General features: G+C 43.3%; 16 protein-coding genes. 15 read left to right on the forward strand and 1 reads right to left on the reverse strand.

Annotated elements, in window-relative coordinates:
• Window positions 1-82: 82 nt before the first annotated feature.
• Window positions 83-835 carry a C39 family peptidase gene (locus NYE22_RS03030; protein WP_015483750.1) on the reverse strand — a complete coding sequence of 251 codons (753 nt, stop codon included), beginning with the start codon at window positions 833-835 and terminating at the stop codon, window positions 83-85.
• Window positions 836-1,085: 250 nt separating this feature from the next.
• Between NYE22_RS03030 and NYE22_RS03035 the strand changes: the two genes are divergently transcribed.
• The 15 genes from NYE22_RS03035 (at window position 1,086) to trxB (ending at window position 17,217) form a co-directional block, all read left to right on the forward strand.
• Window positions 1,086-2,261: an ATP phosphoribosyltransferase regulatory subunit gene (locus NYE22_RS03035; protein WP_014481016.1), complete on the forward strand. Its 1,176-nt coding sequence runs from the start codon at window positions 1,086-1,088 to the stop codon at window positions 2,259-2,261.
• Window positions 2,254-2,895: an ATP phosphoribosyltransferase gene (gene hisG, locus NYE22_RS03040; RefSeq protein WP_015251138.1), complete on the forward strand. Its 642-nt coding sequence runs from the start codon at window positions 2,254-2,256 to the stop codon at window positions 2,893-2,895. Before NYE22_RS03035 ends, hisG begins: the two co-directional genes overlap by 8 nt.
• A complete protein-coding gene (gene hisD / locus NYE22_RS03045; RefSeq protein WP_124072683.1) occupies window positions 2,892-4,175 on the forward strand; it encodes a histidinol dehydrogenase in 1,284 nt (427 codons plus the stop codon). Before hisG ends, hisD begins: the two co-directional genes overlap by 4 nt.
• Window positions 4,172-4,756: an imidazoleglycerol-phosphate dehydratase HisB gene (gene hisB / locus NYE22_RS03050; protein WP_003243389.1), complete on the forward strand. Its 585-nt coding sequence runs from the start codon at window positions 4,172-4,174 to the stop codon at window positions 4,754-4,756. Before hisD ends, hisB begins: the two co-directional genes overlap by 4 nt.
• Entirely contained in the window at window positions 4,757-5,395 is a 639-nt protein-coding gene (hisH, locus tag NYE22_RS03055) for an imidazole glycerol phosphate synthase subunit HisH (protein ID WP_015251140.1), read from the forward strand.
• Entirely contained in the window at window positions 5,392-6,129 is a 738-nt protein-coding gene (gene hisA, locus NYE22_RS03060) for a 1-(5-phosphoribosyl)-5-[(5-phosphoribosylamino)methylideneamino]imidazole-4-carboxamide isomerase (protein ID WP_124072684.1), read from the forward strand. The genes hisH and hisA overlap by 4 nt, the downstream gene beginning before the upstream one ends.
• Window positions 6,126-6,884: an imidazole glycerol phosphate synthase subunit HisF gene (gene hisF, locus NYE22_RS03065; protein WP_015714777.1), complete on the forward strand. Its 759-nt coding sequence runs from the start codon at window positions 6,126-6,128 to the stop codon at window positions 6,882-6,884. The genes hisA and hisF overlap by 4 nt, the downstream gene beginning before the upstream one ends.
• Window positions 6,881-7,510, forward strand: a complete 630-nt coding sequence (hisIE, locus tag NYE22_RS03070; protein ID WP_003228125.1) for a bifunctional phosphoribosyl-AMP cyclohydrolase/phosphoribosyl-ATP diphosphatase HisIE — start codon at window positions 6,881-6,883, stop codon at window positions 7,508-7,510. Before hisF ends, hisIE begins: the two co-directional genes overlap by 4 nt.
• Before the next feature lie 245 nt (window positions 7,511-7,755).
• A complete protein-coding gene (locus tag NYE22_RS03075) occupies window positions 7,756-8,472 on the forward strand; it encodes a hypothetical protein (protein WP_026113626.1) in 717 nt (238 codons plus the stop codon).
• Window position 8,473: 1 nt separating this feature from the next.
• The gene (locus tag NYE22_RS03080) at window positions 8,474-10,381 is read left to right on the forward strand and encodes a DUF6792 domain-containing protein (protein ID WP_342412283.1); all 1,908 of its coding nucleotides are present in this window, start codon (window positions 8,474-8,476) and stop codon (window positions 10,379-10,381) included.
• Between the two features lie 14 nt (window positions 10,382-10,395).
• Complete coding sequence (locus NYE22_RS03085; protein WP_116315814.1) at window positions 10,396-10,755, forward strand: hypothetical protein; 360 nt, start codon at window positions 10,396-10,398, stop codon at window positions 10,753-10,755.
• Between the two features lie 166 nt (window positions 10,756-10,921).
• On the forward strand, window positions 10,922-12,691 hold the full coding sequence (bmrA, locus tag NYE22_RS03090) for an ABC transporter ATP-binding protein (RefSeq protein WP_217000129.1): 1,770 nt from the start codon (window positions 10,922-10,924) through the stop codon (window positions 12,689-12,691).
• A gap of 125 nt (window positions 12,692-12,816) precedes the next feature.
• Window positions 12,817-14,271, forward strand: a complete 1,455-nt coding sequence (locus NYE22_RS03095) for a tetratricopeptide repeat protein (protein WP_032726925.1) — start codon at window positions 12,817-12,819, stop codon at window positions 14,269-14,271.
• Between the two features lie 380 nt (window positions 14,272-14,651).
• Complete coding sequence (gene cwlO / locus NYE22_RS03100) at window positions 14,652-16,061, forward strand: peptidoglycan DL-endopeptidase CwlO (RefSeq protein ID WP_326274694.1); 1,410 nt, start codon at window positions 14,652-14,654, stop codon at window positions 16,059-16,061.
• A gap of 205 nt (window positions 16,062-16,266) precedes the next feature.
• Complete coding sequence (gene trxB / locus NYE22_RS03105) at window positions 16,267-17,217, forward strand: thioredoxin-disulfide reductase (protein WP_003228139.1); 951 nt, start codon at window positions 16,267-16,269, stop codon at window positions 17,215-17,217.
• Window positions 17,218-17,534 lie beyond the last annotated feature (317 nt).

Consider the following 17,534-nt stretch of genomic DNA (forward strand, 5'->3'; position numbering starts at 1 on the left):
TGAATCGATCTTACCGATTGAAACAAAAAGCATGAATATTGTCGTATTTGCTCAGGATAGAGCATAGTGAGGCTTCAGGTGTTTACTTTTGAATAACTACGGCCTGGCTGCCCATTTGTTTCCACGCTTTTTCAAAGCTTGTTCTATCGGTTTTTCTGTTTTTATAGCCATACGGATCATTGAGATACACATATTTATCATCATATCCCGTAACGGCGACGCTGTGTTCGCTGTACGTAATCTCTATCGTTCCGTTTGGCGTTTTCCATGTCTGCATGTTGTCAACTGGCGTAAAGTTGGCTGTCGTGATAACCCAAACTGGATTGCCTTTTTCAAGCTGTTCATAAACAGCAGAAATGCTTTTTCCAGTCAGATCGGACACTTTGTCTCCCGCATAGGTTTTCGCCAGCTGATAGATCGGTCGATGGTAGACACCGAGACCAGGGCCATTCGCCATATCCCCGACAAATCCGTCATTCGGATCACCCTTTAATCCGCTGCTGTATGTCAAAGGCACTGTGGCAACCTGATTTGCCAGGGTGTTTTTTGTCACGTCGTATCCTGCGTAATTCAGCACCATCGCAAGGCTTGTTACTTCACAGCCGTTATAGAGCCGGGGTGCGTCCATTTGATTGTAAAGGATGACATCCAGCGGTTTTGCGCTTCCCTTCAGCTCCTTTTTGCTATTCGCAGCTGAGTCTGTATCGCTATCAGAAACCACTTTTTTAAGGCTGTTCAAAAAAGGAATATCTATATCTTTTGCATCTATTTTAAGTCCGAAAAAAATAACGCCTGAAAGAATCATCAGGACACATAGAGTTCGCAGTGTTTTCATCTTTATCTCCTTGTTCTCTATTTGATTTGTATTATAGCATGCCAAACATAAAGAATTTGAGATATTACGTACCTTTAATACATTATTCATGATTTTTTCATAATGAGGAGAAGGATATTCGAACTAAAAATATCCTTACTGAAGTTAAGCGTTGATTTTCATTCTTTCATCTGCTAACATATTATCATATTAGCGAACTAAAGGATTCGGAATTTTCCTTCATAAGATAACAGCGGAGGTGCTCGGGTTGATGTTTATGTTTGAAAAACCGCACGGCATGAGAGATACACTGCCCGGTTTATACGAAACGAAAAAAAAGGTGAGACGATCGTTAACCGATTTGATTGATAAATGGGGATATCAATTTATGGAAACGCCGACACTGGAGTTTTACGATACCGTTGGCGTCCAGTCAGCAATTGAAGAGCAACAGCTGTTTAAGCTACTTGATCAGGACGGCAAGACATTGGTGCTTCGCCCGGATATGACGGGACCGATTGCAAGGGTGGCGGCATCGAAGCTTCTGAAACACGGTCATCCGCTAAGAGTCGGCTATGCGGCAAATGTATTCAGGGCTCAGGAGCGTGAAGGCGGACGTCCGGCTGAGTTTGAGCAGGTCGGAGTGGAGTTAATCGGTGACGGCACGACGAGCGCGGATGCGGAGGTCATTGCTTTAGTCGTCGGGGCATTGAAAAACGCTGGGCTGGCATCCTTTAAAATTGCCATCGGCCATGCCGGCATTGCGGATGCTTTGTTTGTTGAGGTGCTCGGGAACGTTGAACGAGCTGATGTGCTGCGGAGGTTCTTATATGAAAAGAACTACGTCGGCTACAGAGAGCATGTCAAGTCTCTCCCGCTTTCCTCCATTGATAAAAGCAGGCTGCTTGAGCTCCTTGAACTGCGGGGCGGTATAGAAGTATGCGGACGTGCCGAGGAAATCGTCGATTCTGCGCAAGGAAAAAGCGTGGTTGATGAGCTGAAGGCGCTGTGGGACATTCTTGAGGATTACGGATGTACGGAAAATGTCCGCCTGGATCTGAATATGGTCAGCCACATGAGCTATTACACAGGGATTTTATTTGAAGTGTACGCCGAGAATGTCGGTTTTGTCATTGGAAGCGGTGGCCGTTACAACAAGCTGCTGGGCCATTTTGATTCACCTGCACCGGCAACAGGCTTCGGGCTTCGGATCGACCGGCTGATTGAAGCCCTTCATATGAAAGAAGAACCTTGTGATATAGACGCTGTTATTTTCAGCAAAGAGCAGCGGGCGCAAGCCATCGCTTATGCGAATGAAGAACGCATGAAAGGGAACAAAGTGGTTCTTCAAGATTTATCGGGAATAGAAAATATCGACCAGATGACAAAATCTTTTGCAAACGTCACTTATTTTATCGGTGCCAGAAAGGAAGAGCAAAATGGGTAAGTTACTCACAATGGCGATGCCAAAGGGCCGGATATTTGAAGAAGCGGCAGGGTTGCTGAGGCAGGCAGGCTACAGGCTCCCTGAGGAGTTTGAAGATTCGAGAAAACTGATCATCGATGTGCCGGAGGAAAATCTTCGTTTCATATTAGCGAAGCCGATGGACGTAACCACGTATGTGGAGCATGGCGTGGCAGACGTCGGAATTGCGGGCAAGGATGTCATGCTGGAGGAGGAACGCGATGTGTATGAGGTACTGGATTTAAAAATCAGCAAATGCCACTTAGCTGTCGCCGGACTTCCGAATACAGACTGGAGCGGCGTAGCGCCAAGAATCGCGACAAAGTATCCGAATGTGGCTTCCAGTTATTTCAGAGAGCAGGGAGAACAAGTCGAGATTATTAAGCTCAACGGTTCAATTGAACTGGCTCCGCTCATTGGGCTTGCAGATCGGATAGTGGACATTGTTTCCACAGGACAGACGCTGAAGGAAAATGGGCTTGTTGAAACGGAGCACATTTGTGACATTACCTCTCGCTTTATTGTTAACCCGGTAAGCTATCGCATGAAAGACGATGTGATTGACGAAATGGCATCCCGCCTATCTCTCGTTGTGGAAGGAGAGACGGCAAAATGAAGATCAAAACCATCAGCGGAGCGGAACGGCTTTCTCTCAAGCGTTCCATCGATGCCGGAACGGAAGAGCAAAGAAAGACGGTCCGGTCCATTATTGAAGATGTTAAAGCAAACGGTGATCAGGCGGTTCGCAGCTACACGGCGAAATTTGACGGCATCGAAATAGACAGCCCGCTGGTCACAAAAGAAGAATTTGAGGAGGCATACACCTCACTGGATCCACGTCTTCTTCAGGTGATTAGGCAGGCAATCGAAAATATTAGGGAATATCACGAAAGACAGCTTGAATCCTCCTGGTTTTATCACAGAAAGGACGGCACAATGCTGGGGCAGAAAGTGACGGCGCTGGATTCCGCCGGTGTATATGTGCCGGGGGGAACGGCCGCATATCCTTCATCTGTTTTGATGAATGTGATTCCGGCGCTCGTAGCGGGCGTTGAAAGAATCGTTCTCGTCACGCCTCCGGGAAAAGACGGTCTGCTGTCTCCTGGAGTTTTGGTTGCTGCAGCCGAGCTGGGCATAAAAGACATTTACAAAATGGGCGGCGCTCAGGCGATTGCGGCGTTAGCATACGGAACAGAAACCATTGAGCCAGTGGATAAAATCACGGGTCCGGGCAACATTTATGTCGCGCTTGCCAAACGGGAAGTGTTCGGCGATGTCGATATCGATATGATTGCCGGACCTAGTGAAATCGTCGTGCTGGCTGATGAAACAGCGATTCCGAGCGAAATTGCAGCCGATCTGCTGTCACAGGCGGAACACGATAAGCTCAGCTCATGTGTGTTTGTCACAGATTCCATGGCGCTGGCCGAGGCGGTTTCAGCCGAGGTGAGTAAGCAGCTGAAAACCTTGCCGCGTAGAGAAATAGCGGAAGCTTCAGTGAGAGATTACGGTTGTATATATGTGGCGGAAACAATGGTGGAAGCGATTAATACTGTCAATACACTCGCGCCAGAGCATTTAGAAATCATAACACAGTCTCCGGAAGCTTTGCTTGGGAGTATCAAACATGCGGGTGCAATTTTTTTAGGCAGATACAGCCCTGAGCCTGTCGGTGATTATTTTGCCGGACCGAACCATGTGCTTCCGACAAACGGAACAGCCAGATTTTCAAGTCCATTAAACGTAACTGATTTTCAAAAGAAATCGAGCATTATTTCTTACAGTCAATCAGCCTTTGAAGAACATGCTGAAAGCATCGCGGCTTTTGCCAGACTGGAAGGGTTAGAAGCCCATGCCAGATCAATTGAAGCGAGAGAACGGAGGATTTCTAAATGAGAAAAGCGGAACGCGTCAGGAAAACAAACGAAACAGATATTGAGCTGGCATTTACAATAGACGGCGGGGGACAAGCGGATATCAAAACAGATGTGCCGTTTATGACACATATGTTGGATTTATTCACGAAACACGGCCAATTCGATCTTTCCATTAACGCAAAAGGCGATGTTGATATAGATGATCACCACACGACTGAAGATATCGGCATCTGCTTAGGGCAGGCGCTGCTCGAAGCGTTGGGCGATAAAAAAGGAATCAAACGCTACGGATCGGCGTTTGTGCCGATGGATGAGGCACTTGCTCAAGTTGTGATTGATTTAAGCAACCGGCCGCACTTAGAAATGCGCGCTGACTTCCCGGCTGCTAAAGTTGGAACTTTCGATACGGAGCTTGTACATGAATTTTTGTGGAAGCTGGCGCTCGAAGCTCGAATGAACCTGCACGTCATCGTTCATTATGGCACAAACACCCACCACATGATTGAAGCCGTTTTTAAAGCACTGGGACGTGCGCTTGATGAAGCGACAACGATCGATCCGCGAGTTAAAGGAATACCGTCAACGAAAGGGATGCTGTAAATGATCGGCGTGATAGATTACGGAATGGGGAATTTATACAGTGTCTCAAAGGCGCTTGAACGTGTCGGCGTGCCGTATTTTGTTTCTGAAAAGCCGGAGGAGCTGAAAGAAGCTGATGCCTTCATTTTGCCGGGAGTCGGTTCATTTGGAGACGCGATGGACAATTTGCGCTACACGAAGCTTGATCAATTGATTCACGATATGGTCTCAGAGGGAAGGCTGCTTCTAGGGATCTGCCTCGGCATGCAGCTTTTATTTGAAGAAAGCGAAGAAAACGGCACCGCTTCAGGACTCGGGCTGTTAAAAGGAAAAGCAGTCAGGCTGAAAGCAGAAGATGAAAAAGGAAACAAACTGAAGGTTCCGCATATGGGCTGGAATCGTCTTTCTTTTCATAATGAATCTCCGCTGCTGACTAAAACAGAACAAGGCTACGCTTACTTCGTTCATTCCTATTACATAGACGGGATGGAGGAGAACGCGCTTCTGGCAAGCGCCGATTATGGTGTGCGAGTGCCTGCTGTAGTTGGAAAAAGGAACGTCTTCGGCGCCCAATTTCACCCGGAAAAAAGCAGCACGGTCGGAATGTCTATCTTAACCCAATTTACGAAAATGGCAGCAGAACAGAAGGTGAAAAAATGAGTGCTTTTACATTATATCCGGCAATTGATATGAGAAATGGCAAATGTGTCCGCCTTGTTCAAGGGGATTATAATAAGGAAACGATATATGGCGATTCACCGTACGAGATGGCTGAGTTATTTGCGAGAGAGGGTGCCGAATGGATCCATCTCGTTGATCTCGACGGGGCCAAAGAAGGGAAAAGAGTGAATGACCGCCATGTGATTGAGATTGCGCAAAAGCTGAACCTGAAAGTCGAAATCGGCGGCGGGATCCGTTCCGAAAAAGACGTCTACGAATATTTATCAGCAGGAGTCGATCGGGTAATTCTCGGAAGCTCAGCAGTTTCTAACCCTCCGTTTGTCAAAAAAATGCTGAAACAATATGGCGAGAAAATTGCAATCGGACTGGATGCGAGAAACGGTTTTGTTTCAACAGAGGGATGGCTGGAAACATCAACCCTTAAGGCAACTGAACTGGGCAAAGAGCTTGCCAATGAAGGTGCGGAAGTCTTTATTTTTACTGACATCGCGACAGACGGAATGCTGTCAGGCCCCAATGTTAAAAGCACGGTCGAGCTTGCTAAGGAAACGGGGAAATCGGTGATCGCTTCCGGCGGAGTCAGCTCCGTCACGGATCTCGAAGACCTCGCCCGCTATGAGGCGGACGGCGTCTCTGGAGCAATCATCGGAAAAGCGTTGTATACCAATCAGTTTACGCTGGGTGAGGCGCTTGAAAGGGTGAAGCGCAAATGATCACAAAACGGATTATTCCATGCCTTGATGTCAAAGAAGGACGCGTTGTCAAAGGAATTCAATTTCTTGAATTGAAGGATGCCGGTGACCCAGTTGAACTGGCGGAAGTGTACGACCGGGAAGGCGCGGATGAACTCGTTTTTCTTGATATTTCTGCCTCGCATGAAGGACGCAAAACGATGGTTGACGTTGTGGAGCAGGTTGCCGCGAAGCTTGCGATTCCGTTTACAGTCGGCGGCGGCATCAATCAGCTCAGTGATATGAAAACGATACTGCGTGCCGGAGCGGACAAAGTGTCGGTGAACACGGCAGCTGTTCTCCGCCCTGAGCTGATTGCAGAAGGAGCCGAGTTTTTCGGTTCGCAATGCATCGTTCTTGCCATTGATGCCAAGTATGACAAAGAATCTGACACATATAAGGTCTATACGCACGGCGGCAGAAAGAAAACAGATTGGGAGGTCACCGCGTGGGCAAAAGAAGGCGTCAAACGCGGGGCAGGAGAAATATTGCTGACAAGCATGGACTCTGACGGTGAGAAAAAAGGCTTCGACCACACGCTGACAAAGCTTGTTTCCGAAGCTGTCCCCGTCCCTGTTATCGCCTCGGGAGGCGCGGGAAACGCACAGCATATGCTTGAGGCTTTTACAAAAGGAAAAGCTGACGCCGCGCTGGCCGCCTCAATTTTTCATTATAAAGAAACATCGATTAAAGAAGTGAAATCATACTTGAAAGAATACGGGGTGAATGTGAGATGAAACAGGCAGATGAACTGCGTTTTAACGAGGACGGATTAATTCCTGCCATCGTGCAGGATGCGGCAAGCAAAGAAGTGCTGACACTTGCGTATATGAACAAGGAATCGTACGAAAAAACGCTGGAAACGAAGGAAACATGGTTTTACAGCCGCTCACGCCAAGCGTTATGGCATAAAGGAGAAACCTCAGGGAACACGCAAGCCGTCAAAGGTATCCGGTATGACTGCGACCAGGACGCATTGATCGTACTTGTAGAGCCATCCGGCCCGGCATGCCACACTGGCAGCTACAGCTGTTTTATGAAGGAACAAACAGAAGAACAGGCCGCAGGCCGATTCGGCATCATGAACGAACTGGAACGCGTGATCGCGGAACGCCAAGCGGAAATGCCTGAGGGAGCTTATACTACTTACCTTTTCCGTGAAGGCGTCGATAAGATTTTGAAAAAAGTCGGTGAAGAAGCATCCGAAGTCATCATCGCCGCGAAAAATCGGGACCACGAGGAACTCAAATGGGAAGCGGCAGACCTGCTGTATCACCTACTTGTCCTGCTCAGAGAACAAGCCTTGCCGCTGGATGATGTGCTTGACGTATTGAAAAAACGCCATTCTGAGAAAGAAGAGTAAAGAGCCGTATGATACGGCTCTTTTTGTTTTGTGAAAAAAGTAATAGGTATTTAGATTTATATGAGGTGTTATATATGATTAGTTAATAAAAGGAGATCAAAACCGAGTCTGATTTCCTATTTATCCAAATTCCGCCATGATGTAACATGAAAAAGGATGAAATAATCATCTCTTAACCAGGTCAATAGAATTATTTTTGGTATAAAAATAGAATACTATTCTCACAAAACCCGTGGAGGTTCGTAATGAAAAAGATCATCTTTATTTGCTTCAGCTTATTACTTGCCCTGACAGGAGGATGCAGTATGAATGACAATGATAAAAACACCACAAATGACAATAAAACAGAAGCGGTAAAACCAAAAGACATGGATCCCAAGGATCTGCCCCAAGTACCTGCGTTTCAGGACGAGAAAACGAGAGAGTATATGGTGTCAACAAAAGAAGAGGAACCAGGATATTATTTGCTGGAATCTAAGCTGAAAGGGTTTAGGATGTTGTTTCCGGAGGATGGGAAGTATTCAAGCTATTTGTCTAGCCATGATGAAAATGAAGAAATCATAGCATTTGATAGCTATAAAAAAACAAAAAATAAAATGCTAAATGCACAAATAGAGTATTATCAAGGAGTAACTTTTATTAACAATCCTGAGACAATGTTAGACCAAATTAGTAGTGAAAATGGCTATAATGGTAATTTTGAAAAACTAGAGAGCGAAGGTAAAGATATTTATATTGCTCACAAGAAAAATAATTTTGAAAATGATAAAAATAAATATAATTTTTCGTACAGATACTTCGGTTATATTAAATCTACTGAGAAAGACCAAATAGGTATTGTGTTTTCGTTTATGTTTAGATGCCCAAATAATGATAAGCCTTGTACGTTAGATAAAGATAACTTAGGAGATCAGGTTAAAAAGCTCGTAAAATCCATCACCTTTTTAAATAAGGAGGGGTAAGATGGCTAACTATAATATATTTTCAAATGAAAATGTAAAACTGCGGTTAATAAATTTAGAGTATGATTATAAAAAAAAGTTTGCATCAAACAATCCTAAAGAAATAAAGGAAGCAAAAGCAGAATTTGAAGCGGAAGTCCGCAGGATCTATAAAGAAGAAACTAATCAAAATCTTCCTAAGGATATTGAGATATATACATCTAAAGAACTGATTAAGAAAAATAACCAAAAAGATAAGTCAATAAAAGAATCGGGTTATGATGGTACGGCAATATATATAAAAGATAGTGAAAATCAAATAGACCAACTTCATATTATTTCAGAAGGTAGTGCTGATAACGAGGATTGGTCTTATAATTTTTTTGGCCTCTTCTTAGGGATCGACAATAGCCAATACAGAGCAACGAGAGAATTTACTAAGGAAGCAAAGAAAAGAGCTGGAAATTCTGATGAGTTACATACTTATGCTCTTGGGCATTCACTTGCAAATAACAACCAGGTAATGGTTCAGTTAATAGATGGAGAATTTGATGAAGTATATGGGGTAAACGGTGCTCAGGTTAGTGTAAATCATTTGTTACAGGCTGATAAAGATTTACTTGATGCTATGATCAATAAATTTAATGTTCTGAATACTGATGAACTTGAAAACGTCCGCAAAGAAGACCTTAAAAAAGCAATCACCCAATACTACAATGACAAAGGCGTCACAGCAAAGATCACCCAGCGTATTTCTAAAGATGACCCGCTCTATGGCGTCAGCGGAAAGGCCGATTTTATTACATTTGGCAATGTAAAGATGAAAGATACAAATACAGATGTCAAAGGAATCAGAAGTATTATAGATAAGATTCCTGATGAGGAAGTCCGTTCTATCCAAACTTTTTTACGAAAGTATTCGGATGAATATAAAAAAGGCGGGCTAAACGGATTTATCATGGCTTCGACCGGGATAGATGCAGAGCTTGTCGGCAGTATATTTAGTGCTGATGGAAATGTGGCGAAAGGGAAAATAGTGAAAGACCGGTTTGGTGATATACAGGTAATGGTTAAAAATATCGGGGGAAAAATGCCGGCCTTTATCAAATTCTTTCATACTATCTTGAATAATAGCGGAACAGTTGTGGATCAGCTTGAAGAGAATGGGTATATTGATGAGGCGCAAAGGAAGAGTATCAAAAAACAGTTAAAAATTGTTAATAGTAAGATAGGCGATATAGAAATTCAATATCAACAGTTAAAATACGCACTTTCTACTAATAATGTTGTTGCAATTGTTTATTATGTCTGTGAGTTAATAGGCAGTGTTAATGAATTAAAAGATGCATTTGAAACACTCGACACAGAAACAAAAGACGCACTAAAACTTATCGTCGACGGCCACAGTATCGTTCAAATGCTCAACGCCTTGTCAAAGGAAAAAGGCTTCAGCTATAAAGGCTCCGATATTTATTTTACAGGGAAGAGCGGCTCGGGAGAAACGATTCAAGTCAATCTCTCATCCGCTGTCAGAATCTATCAAAACGGTATGAAAATCGTTGAAGATATGGAAGATGCGATTTCTAAGTACCAGAAGGTTTACAGTCAGGAAATCGATGAAGACTTCATAGATAAAAAACAGGCGATCACCACGGCGGTTCATCATATGGAAGAAAACCCTTCGCATTATGCCTTCGATCTTCAATTCCGGCTTGCAGCTGGTTTCAGCCACACATTCGATAAATTGGAGAAAATCTCAGTTCATGAATCATTCCACACAGGTGCGCTTCCTGCTAATGATGGAATTGTTGCTGAATTAAAAAAACAGACAACAGAAAAAAGAGATTTTATCAAAAATATCCGCGAGAGTATTGAAAAGCTGTTTGAAAAAGAAGAAATGATTTCTCAGTTATTTGATTTTCAGCCTTAGGAGGAATATGAAGAGTGACTTCCTTATTTTCAGAAAGTGAAACAGAAATTGTATCAACAACCTATATGTTTCTTACCCAAGATGAAATGAAGGGGAAAGCGGGCACCCTCAATCAACCGATCAACGACTTTCTCAGCCTGACAAAGAAATTTGAGTCTTCATTAAAAGAGGAAATCAAAGGGCAAAAAGGGTTGATTGTAAAAAAAATAAAAAAAGAGCTTGAGTCTAAAAGCGAAAAACGAAAAGCCGCCCTTGAGATGATAAAAGAAGAACATACTGCAAAAGTTGATCGATACAAAATGATAATAGAAGACCTGCGACAGCAGGATGTAACATTGACCTACAGAAAAAAGAAGCCTGTGAAAGATGTCTAACATAAAAAATCTCCTATTCAAACAATGAGTGGGAGATCTTTTATTTTGATCACGGCAAAAATATACTGAAAAAGTCTCTCGCCATTGATATGATTGAGAAAGAGTAAAAATCATCCTTTTGCTATGACTTTTCACCTTTCTGAACGCTGAAACAGGAGGAAAATATATGCCAAACCAGAAACAAAAATCTAAAAGTAAATTGAAACCCTTTTTTGCCTTAGTAAGACGGACCAATCCTTCTTATGGAAAGCTCGCCTTTGCGCTTGCCCTCAGTGTTGTAACCACACTGGTCAGCCTGCTCATTCCATTATTAACGAAGCAGCTTGTCGATGGTTTTTCTATGTCAAATCTGTCAGGCACGCAAATCGGGTTGATCGCGCTGGTGTTTTTCGTTCAGGCGGGTTTAAGCGCTTATGCCACCTATGCCCTTAACTATAATGGACAAAAAATCATTTCCGGGCTGCGGGAGTTACTATGGAAGAAATTAATTAAGCTTCCTGTCTCTTATTTCGATACAAATGCTTCCGGAGAAACAGTCAGCCGTGTAACGAACGATACGATGGTGGTCAAAGAATTGATTACAACCCATATCAGCGGATTTATTACAGGCATCATTTCTGTCATTGGATCATTGACAATCTTGTTTATTATGAACTGGAAGCTGACACTGCTTGTGTTAGTGGTCGTTCCGCTGGCCGCTCTTATTTTGGTGCCGATTGGACGGAAAATGTTCTCCATTTCACGGGAAACACAAGATGAAACGGCTCGTTTTACAGGACTGCTGAATCAAATTCTCCCGGAAATCAGACTTGTTAAGGCTTCAAATGCGGAGGATGTCGAATATGGGCGCGGGAAGATGGGGATTTCCTCATTATTTAAGCTTGGCGTTCGTGAAGCCAAGGTTCAATCGCTTGTCGGTCCGCTTATTTCACTCGTGTTAATGGCAGCGCTTGTCGCAGTGATCGGATATGGCGGCATGCAGGTCTCATCAGGCGAGCTCACAGCCGGAGCGCTCGTGGCTTTTATTTTATATTTATTTCAAATTATTATGCCGATGGGCCAGATTACAACGTTTTTCACACAGCTGCAAAAATCAATCGGTGCAACAGAACGAATGATTGAGATTTTGGCAGAGGAAGAGGAAGATACAGTGACAGGAAAACAAATTGAAAATGCGCATCTGCCTATCCAGCTTGATCGCGTGTCTTTTGGATATAAGCCTGATCAGCTGATCTTAAAAGAGGTCAGCGCTGTCATTGAAGCAGGTAAAGTCACAGCGATTGTCGGTCCGAGCGGCGGGGGGAAAACGACGCTGTTTAAGCTGCTTGAACGTTTTTATTCTCCGACTGCAGGGTCCATTCGGCTGGGGGACGAGCCGATTGATACTTATTCGCTTGAATCGTGGCGGGAGCACATCGGGTATGTATCGCAGGAAAGCCCGTTAATGTCCGGGACAATCAGAGAAAATATTTGCTACGGGTTAGAACGAGATGTGACGGATGCTGAGATCGAAAAAGCCGCGGAGATGGCATATGCGCTCAATTTTATAAAGGAGCTGCCGAATCAGTTTGATACAGAAGTGGGCGAACGCGGCATTATGCTGTCAGGCGGACAAAGGCAAAGAATTGCGATTGCGAGAGCGCTTCTCCGTAACCCAAGCATTCTTATGCTCGATGAAGCTACCTCAAGTCTCGACAGCCAATCTGAAAAATCAGTTCAGCAGGCGCTGGAGGTGCTGATGGAGGGCCGCACAACGATTGTTATCGCTCACCGATTATCTACCGTTGTAGATGCGGACCAGCTTTTGTTTGTTGAAAAAGGGGAAATTACCGGTCGTGGAACACACCATGAGTTAATGGCTTCCCATGGCCTTTATCGGGATTTTGCTGAACAGCAGCTGAAAATGAATGCAGACTTAGAAAACAAAGCCGGGTAAATTTTGGTCGAATCAGCCAATAAAAAAGAGGAGGGATTTTCCCAATCCTTCCTTTTGAACTATTGAGGGGCTTACGATTTATGGTATACTACTGACGGTAATATTGTATAAAACGGAGGGTAGTTGTGGGAAAACACACTTCTGAACATAAAAATCACGCACAAATTGTCCAGCTGCTTCAAGATGGACAATATTTTTTTCATAAAGGCTTGAAAGCGTATAAAGAGCGCAATCTAAAACGGGCAAGCAAACTGATTCAGCGCGCGGTTCATTTGGAGCCGGAGGATTCAGAGATGCTTTCACAGCTTGCGGTCATTTATTCGGAAATGGGCCAGTATCAAGAGTCGAACGATCTTCTTGACTATATCATGGCAAATCTGGAGGCCGAAATGCCGGAGTGCCATTACTTTAAAGCGAATAACTTTGCCCATCTGGGGCTCTTCCAGGAAGCTTATAAAGAAGCGGCCGCTTATTCTGATGCGGACCCGGATGGTGAATTCGCCGAAGAAAACGATAGTCTGCTTGATTTGCTCGATTTAGGAGACGACGGCATTGAGGATTCGTTGTATGATCAGGATGAACTGCTGGTGAAACAGGATCGGGCAAAGTCATTGCTGGAAAGCGGCCAGCTTGCTGAAGCGGTTGCGGCGCTTGAGGAAATCACAGCTGAATATCCGGAGCTTTGGTCAGCATACAACAATCTCGCGCTTGCCTATTTCTATTCAGGAAACGTTGTAAAAGCGAAGCAAACCGCTTATGAAGTGCTTTCTCATAATGAAGGAAATCTTCACGCCTTATGCAATCTTCTCGTTTTCTACTATTATGAAAGAGAAGACGAAAAAGTGGCGGAATTGAGTGATCAGCTCTCCAATGTCTATCCGATGCTAATGGAGCAGCGTTATAAATTGGGTGCTACTTTGGCGCTTGTCGGCCGCTACGAGATCGGATATAAATGGCTCAAATCATTATATAAAATCGGCTTTGAAGGTGACGACACCTTCTTTTACTGGCTTTCATGCTCTGCTTATTTTACGGGACATACCGACTTTGCCGAGACGATCTGGAGAAAAGTCGAGTCGCAATATCCCGGCGAAGACCGCCCGGCGCCTTGGATTGAGCGGAGGGAAGCTCTTCCTTCATCTGTGGAACAGCGTCTCGCAGCCTATTATATCAGCAGCACAAAGGGAGAAACAGAGCATCTTGAAGCGGTGATACGCTCAAAGAGAATAACCGCTCCTTTTGAAAATCATTTTGTAAAGCTGCTTCTAAATGGAGATTCTGCGGCTGCTGACGTTTCAGAGGATGCACTTTTCGCCTATCAAACGGTCAAACTATTAGAGCAAGCTGAAAAAGAAGAGATGAAAACAGAAGTCATGAGCTGCTGGGTTTTCCATGTCATCCAGCAAATTCGTGCAGCTGCCCCGTTGAAAAATGAGAAAGGCTGGGCAGCAGCCATCTGTTATATTTGGAAAGAAGCCCATGGCAAGCAAGACACGAAAAAAGACACAGCGGCCCGATTCGGCATCTCTCCGGCAACTTTGACGAAATATATGAAATATATTGATGATATTCTAGAATAGTAAATTTTAAAGAGTCGATTTATTTAATCGACTCTTTTTTTGTTTGATAGATTATATTAAGAAAATAATATCGACAGTTTTTTTACACGCTTAAGAAAAATGACAAATGATGTGTGACTTGACATCTGTTTGAAACATAAATGTAATAAAATTTATCGCTAATTTGTCGAAACTTGATGGTATAATGATTCTCGTACATAAGGAATTAGTGTTTTTTACATATGATGTGAAATAAACGCTATACAACCAGAATAAGAGATGCACAGAATAATTAACCATAAACAACCATCATTCCTCGTAGAGTATGAGGAACGAAACTTGATGTTCAAAATACGATTCCAAATGAGGACAGGTTCACAGTAAAAGGGAGGATATAAAAAGTGAGAAAGAGTTTAATTACACTTGGTTTGGCTTCCGTCATCGGGACAAGCAGTTTTTTGATCCCATTTACAAGTAAAACTGCATCGGCGGAAACATTAGATGAAAAGAAACAAAAAATCGAAAGCAAGCAATCTGAGGTTGCTTCCAGCATTGAAGCGAAGGAAAAAGAATTAACTGAGCTTCAGGAAAATCAATCAAAGATTGAAAAAGAACTGAAAGACATTAACGCTAAGGCGCTTGATACAAGCAACAAGATCGAAGATAAAAAAGAAGAAAATGATAAAACAAAAGAAGAAATCAAAAAACTGAAAAAAGAGATTAAAGAAACAGAAGCACGTATCGAAAAACGCAATGAAATCCTGAAAAAACGCGTTCGTTCTTTACAGGAAAGCGGCGGATCTCAAGGATACATAGATGTTCTTCTAGGATCAACAAGCTTTGGTGACTTTATCTCTCGTGCGACTGCGGTTTCATCTATTGTGGATGCAGACAAAGATTTAATCAAACAGCAAGAGCAGGATAAAGCGAAGCTCGAAGATTCTGAAGCGGATTTGAATGACAAGCTGAAAGAAGTTCAAGCTGCATTGGCTAAATTAGAAACAATGCAAAAAGACCTTGATAAACAGCTTAATGAAAAAGACAAGCTTTTCGACGAAGCAAATGCAAGCCAAAAGAAAACGGCTAAAGCGATTTCTGAATTAAAATCAGAGGCGTCTGAACTTGCAAATCAAAAAGCAAATACTGAAGCTGAACAAGCACGCATCAAAAAAGAACAAGAAGCAGCGGCTGCTTTGATCAAAAAGCAGGAAGAAGCACAAAAAGCATCTGATGAAACACAAACAGATGACAGCCAAACGGCTACAACTGAATCAGCAAAAGCAAGCTCATCTGATGATTCTTCAGACAATTCTTCTAACGGTTCATCAAACAGTTCGTCTAACGGCTCATCTTCTAAGAAGAGCAGCGGCTCAAACAGCAATTCAGGCGGCACTGTTATCAGCAACTCTGGCGGAATTGAAGGCGCGATCAGCGTTGGTTCAAGCATTGTAGGACAATCTCCATACAAGTTTGGCGGCGGACGCACTCAGTCTGATATCAACAACCGTATTTTTGACTGCTCATCATTCGTACGCTGGGCATACGCTTCTGCAGGTGTTAACCTTGGACCTGTCGGCGGAACAACAACTGATACGTTAGTTGGCAGAGGACAAGCTGTCAGCGCGTCCGAAATGAAACGCGGAGACCTTGTGTTCTTTGACACTTATAAAACGAATGGACACGTAGGAATCTACTTAGGTAACGGTACATTCCTAAACGACAATACATCTCATGGCGTATCTGTTGACTCTATGAGCAATCCTTACTGGAAAGCAGCATTTAAAGGCGTTGTAAGACGTGTTGTTCAATAATAAATATGACAAGGGCCTTCTATAAACAGAAGGCTCTTTCTTTATTAACATATACCCTTTTCGAATACATTTAATCGTGTTGAGCAAAAAAATAGCGTATCACCATGAGATTTTATAGGATATGGGTAAGGAATACGTTTGATGGGGATTCTTATCTTATAAGAAAGAGCCCAAACTTGAAAAGATGGTTTAAGGAGTGAATAGTGTGTCAGAAGAAAAAATTTATGACGTGATTATAATCGGCGCGGGCCCTGCTGGGATGACGGCCGCTGTATACACATCAAGAGCGAATTTATCGACATTAATGATTGAAAGAGGAATTCCTGGCGGACAAATGGCCAATACGGAAGATGTAGAAAACTATCCTGGATTCGAAAGTATCCTTGGGCCTGAGCTTTCTAACAAAATGTTTGAACACGCGAAAAAATTCGGCGCTGAATACGCTTATGGCGATATTAAAGAGGTCGTTGACGGCAAAGAGTACAAAGTAGTCAAAGCCGGTTCAAAAGAATATAAAGCCCGTGCTGTCATCATTGCTGCTGGTGCGGAATATAAAAAAATCGGTGTGCCTGGCGAAAAAGAATTGGGCGGCCGCGGTGTATCTTATTGTGCAGTATGTGACGGGGCTTTCTTTAAAGGCAAAGAGCTTGTTGTTGTTGGCGGCGGAGATTCCGCGGTTGAAGAAGGCGTGTATCTGACTCGTTTCGCTTCAAAAGTAACAATTGTTCACAGACGAGATAAACTCCGTGCTCAAAGTATTCTTCAAGCGAGAGCATTTGATAATGAAAAAGTTGACTTCCTGTGGAACAAAACCGTGAAGGAAATTCATGAGGAAAACGGCAAAGTCGGTAACGTAACGCTTGTCGATACGGTAACCGGTGAAGAAAGTGAATTCAAAACAGACGGCGTATTCATTTACATTGGCATGCTTCCTCTGTCTAAACCGTTTGAAAACCTGGGCATTACGAATGAAGAAGGCTATATCGAAACAAACGACCGCATGGAGACAAAGGTTGAAGGGATTTTCGCTGCCGGAGACATCCGCGAAAAATCACTGCGCCAAATCGTAACGGCTACAGGAGACGGAAGTATTGCGGCACAAAGCGTACAGCATTATGTCGAAGAGCTCCAAGAAACGCTGAAAACCTTAAAATAAAAAGGGCTGTCATACGAGTTTCACATTACGTTACTGGGTTTTAATTCCGCTGTAACACATGTGTAATGCTTTTCGGTTATGATTAATAAAGTAATTGACCCCCTTTTTATAATGAATACACTTTTTTGGCACGGATTCTCCAGTTATCCGTGTCCTTTTTTTGTCCATAAATAAAAGATGAATGCCAGTTACAGCAAAATCATCTGAATTAAGGAATGAATATGCTGTAAAATAGAAGAAAAGATTGTCAATGTCTCTTCATTGTGGGAGGCATCTTGAAGCGGTATAATAAAGAGACGATGACAGGACGAAGGTTA

It is taken from the genome of Bacillus sp. FSL K6-1560, assembly GCF_038592935.1.
GTDB classification, from domain to species: domain Bacteria; phylum Bacillota; class Bacilli; order Bacillales; family Bacillaceae; genus Bacillus; species Bacillus subtilis.

Coding starts and splice junctions, on each gene's coding strand:
- NYE22_RS03030 (WP_015483750.1), bottom strand. CDS start 835: ATGAAAACACTGCGAACTCTATGTGTCCTGATGATTCTTTCAGGCGTT.
- NYE22_RS03035 (WP_014481016.1), top strand. CDS start 1,086: ATGTTTATGTTTGAAAAACCGCACGGCATGAGAGATACACTGCCCGGT.
- hisG (WP_015251138.1), top strand. CDS start 2,254: ATGGGTAAGTTACTCACAATGGCGATGCCAAAGGGCCGGATATTTGAA.
- hisD (WP_124072683.1), top strand. CDS start 2,892: ATGAAGATCAAAACCATCAGCGGAGCGGAACGGCTTTCTCTCAAGCGT.
- hisB (WP_003243389.1), top strand. CDS start 4,172: ATGAGAAAAGCGGAACGCGTCAGGAAAACAAACGAAACAGATATTGAG.
- hisH (WP_015251140.1), top strand. CDS start 4,757: ATGATCGGCGTGATAGATTACGGAATGGGGAATTTATACAGTGTCTCA.
- hisA (WP_124072684.1), top strand. CDS start 5,392: ATGAGTGCTTTTACATTATATCCGGCAATTGATATGAGAAATGGCAAA.
- hisF (WP_015714777.1), top strand. CDS start 6,126: ATGATCACAAAACGGATTATTCCATGCCTTGATGTCAAAGAAGGACGC.
- hisIE (WP_003228125.1), top strand. CDS start 6,881: ATGAAACAGGCAGATGAACTGCGTTTTAACGAGGACGGATTAATTCCT.
- NYE22_RS03075 (WP_026113626.1), top strand. CDS start 7,756: ATGAAAAAGATCATCTTTATTTGCTTCAGCTTATTACTTGCCCTGACA.
- NYE22_RS03080 (WP_342412283.1), top strand. CDS start 8,474: ATGGCTAACTATAATATATTTTCAAATGAAAATGTAAAACTGCGGTTA.
- bmrA (WP_217000129.1), top strand. CDS start 10,922: ATGCCAAACCAGAAACAAAAATCTAAAAGTAAATTGAAACCCTTTTTT.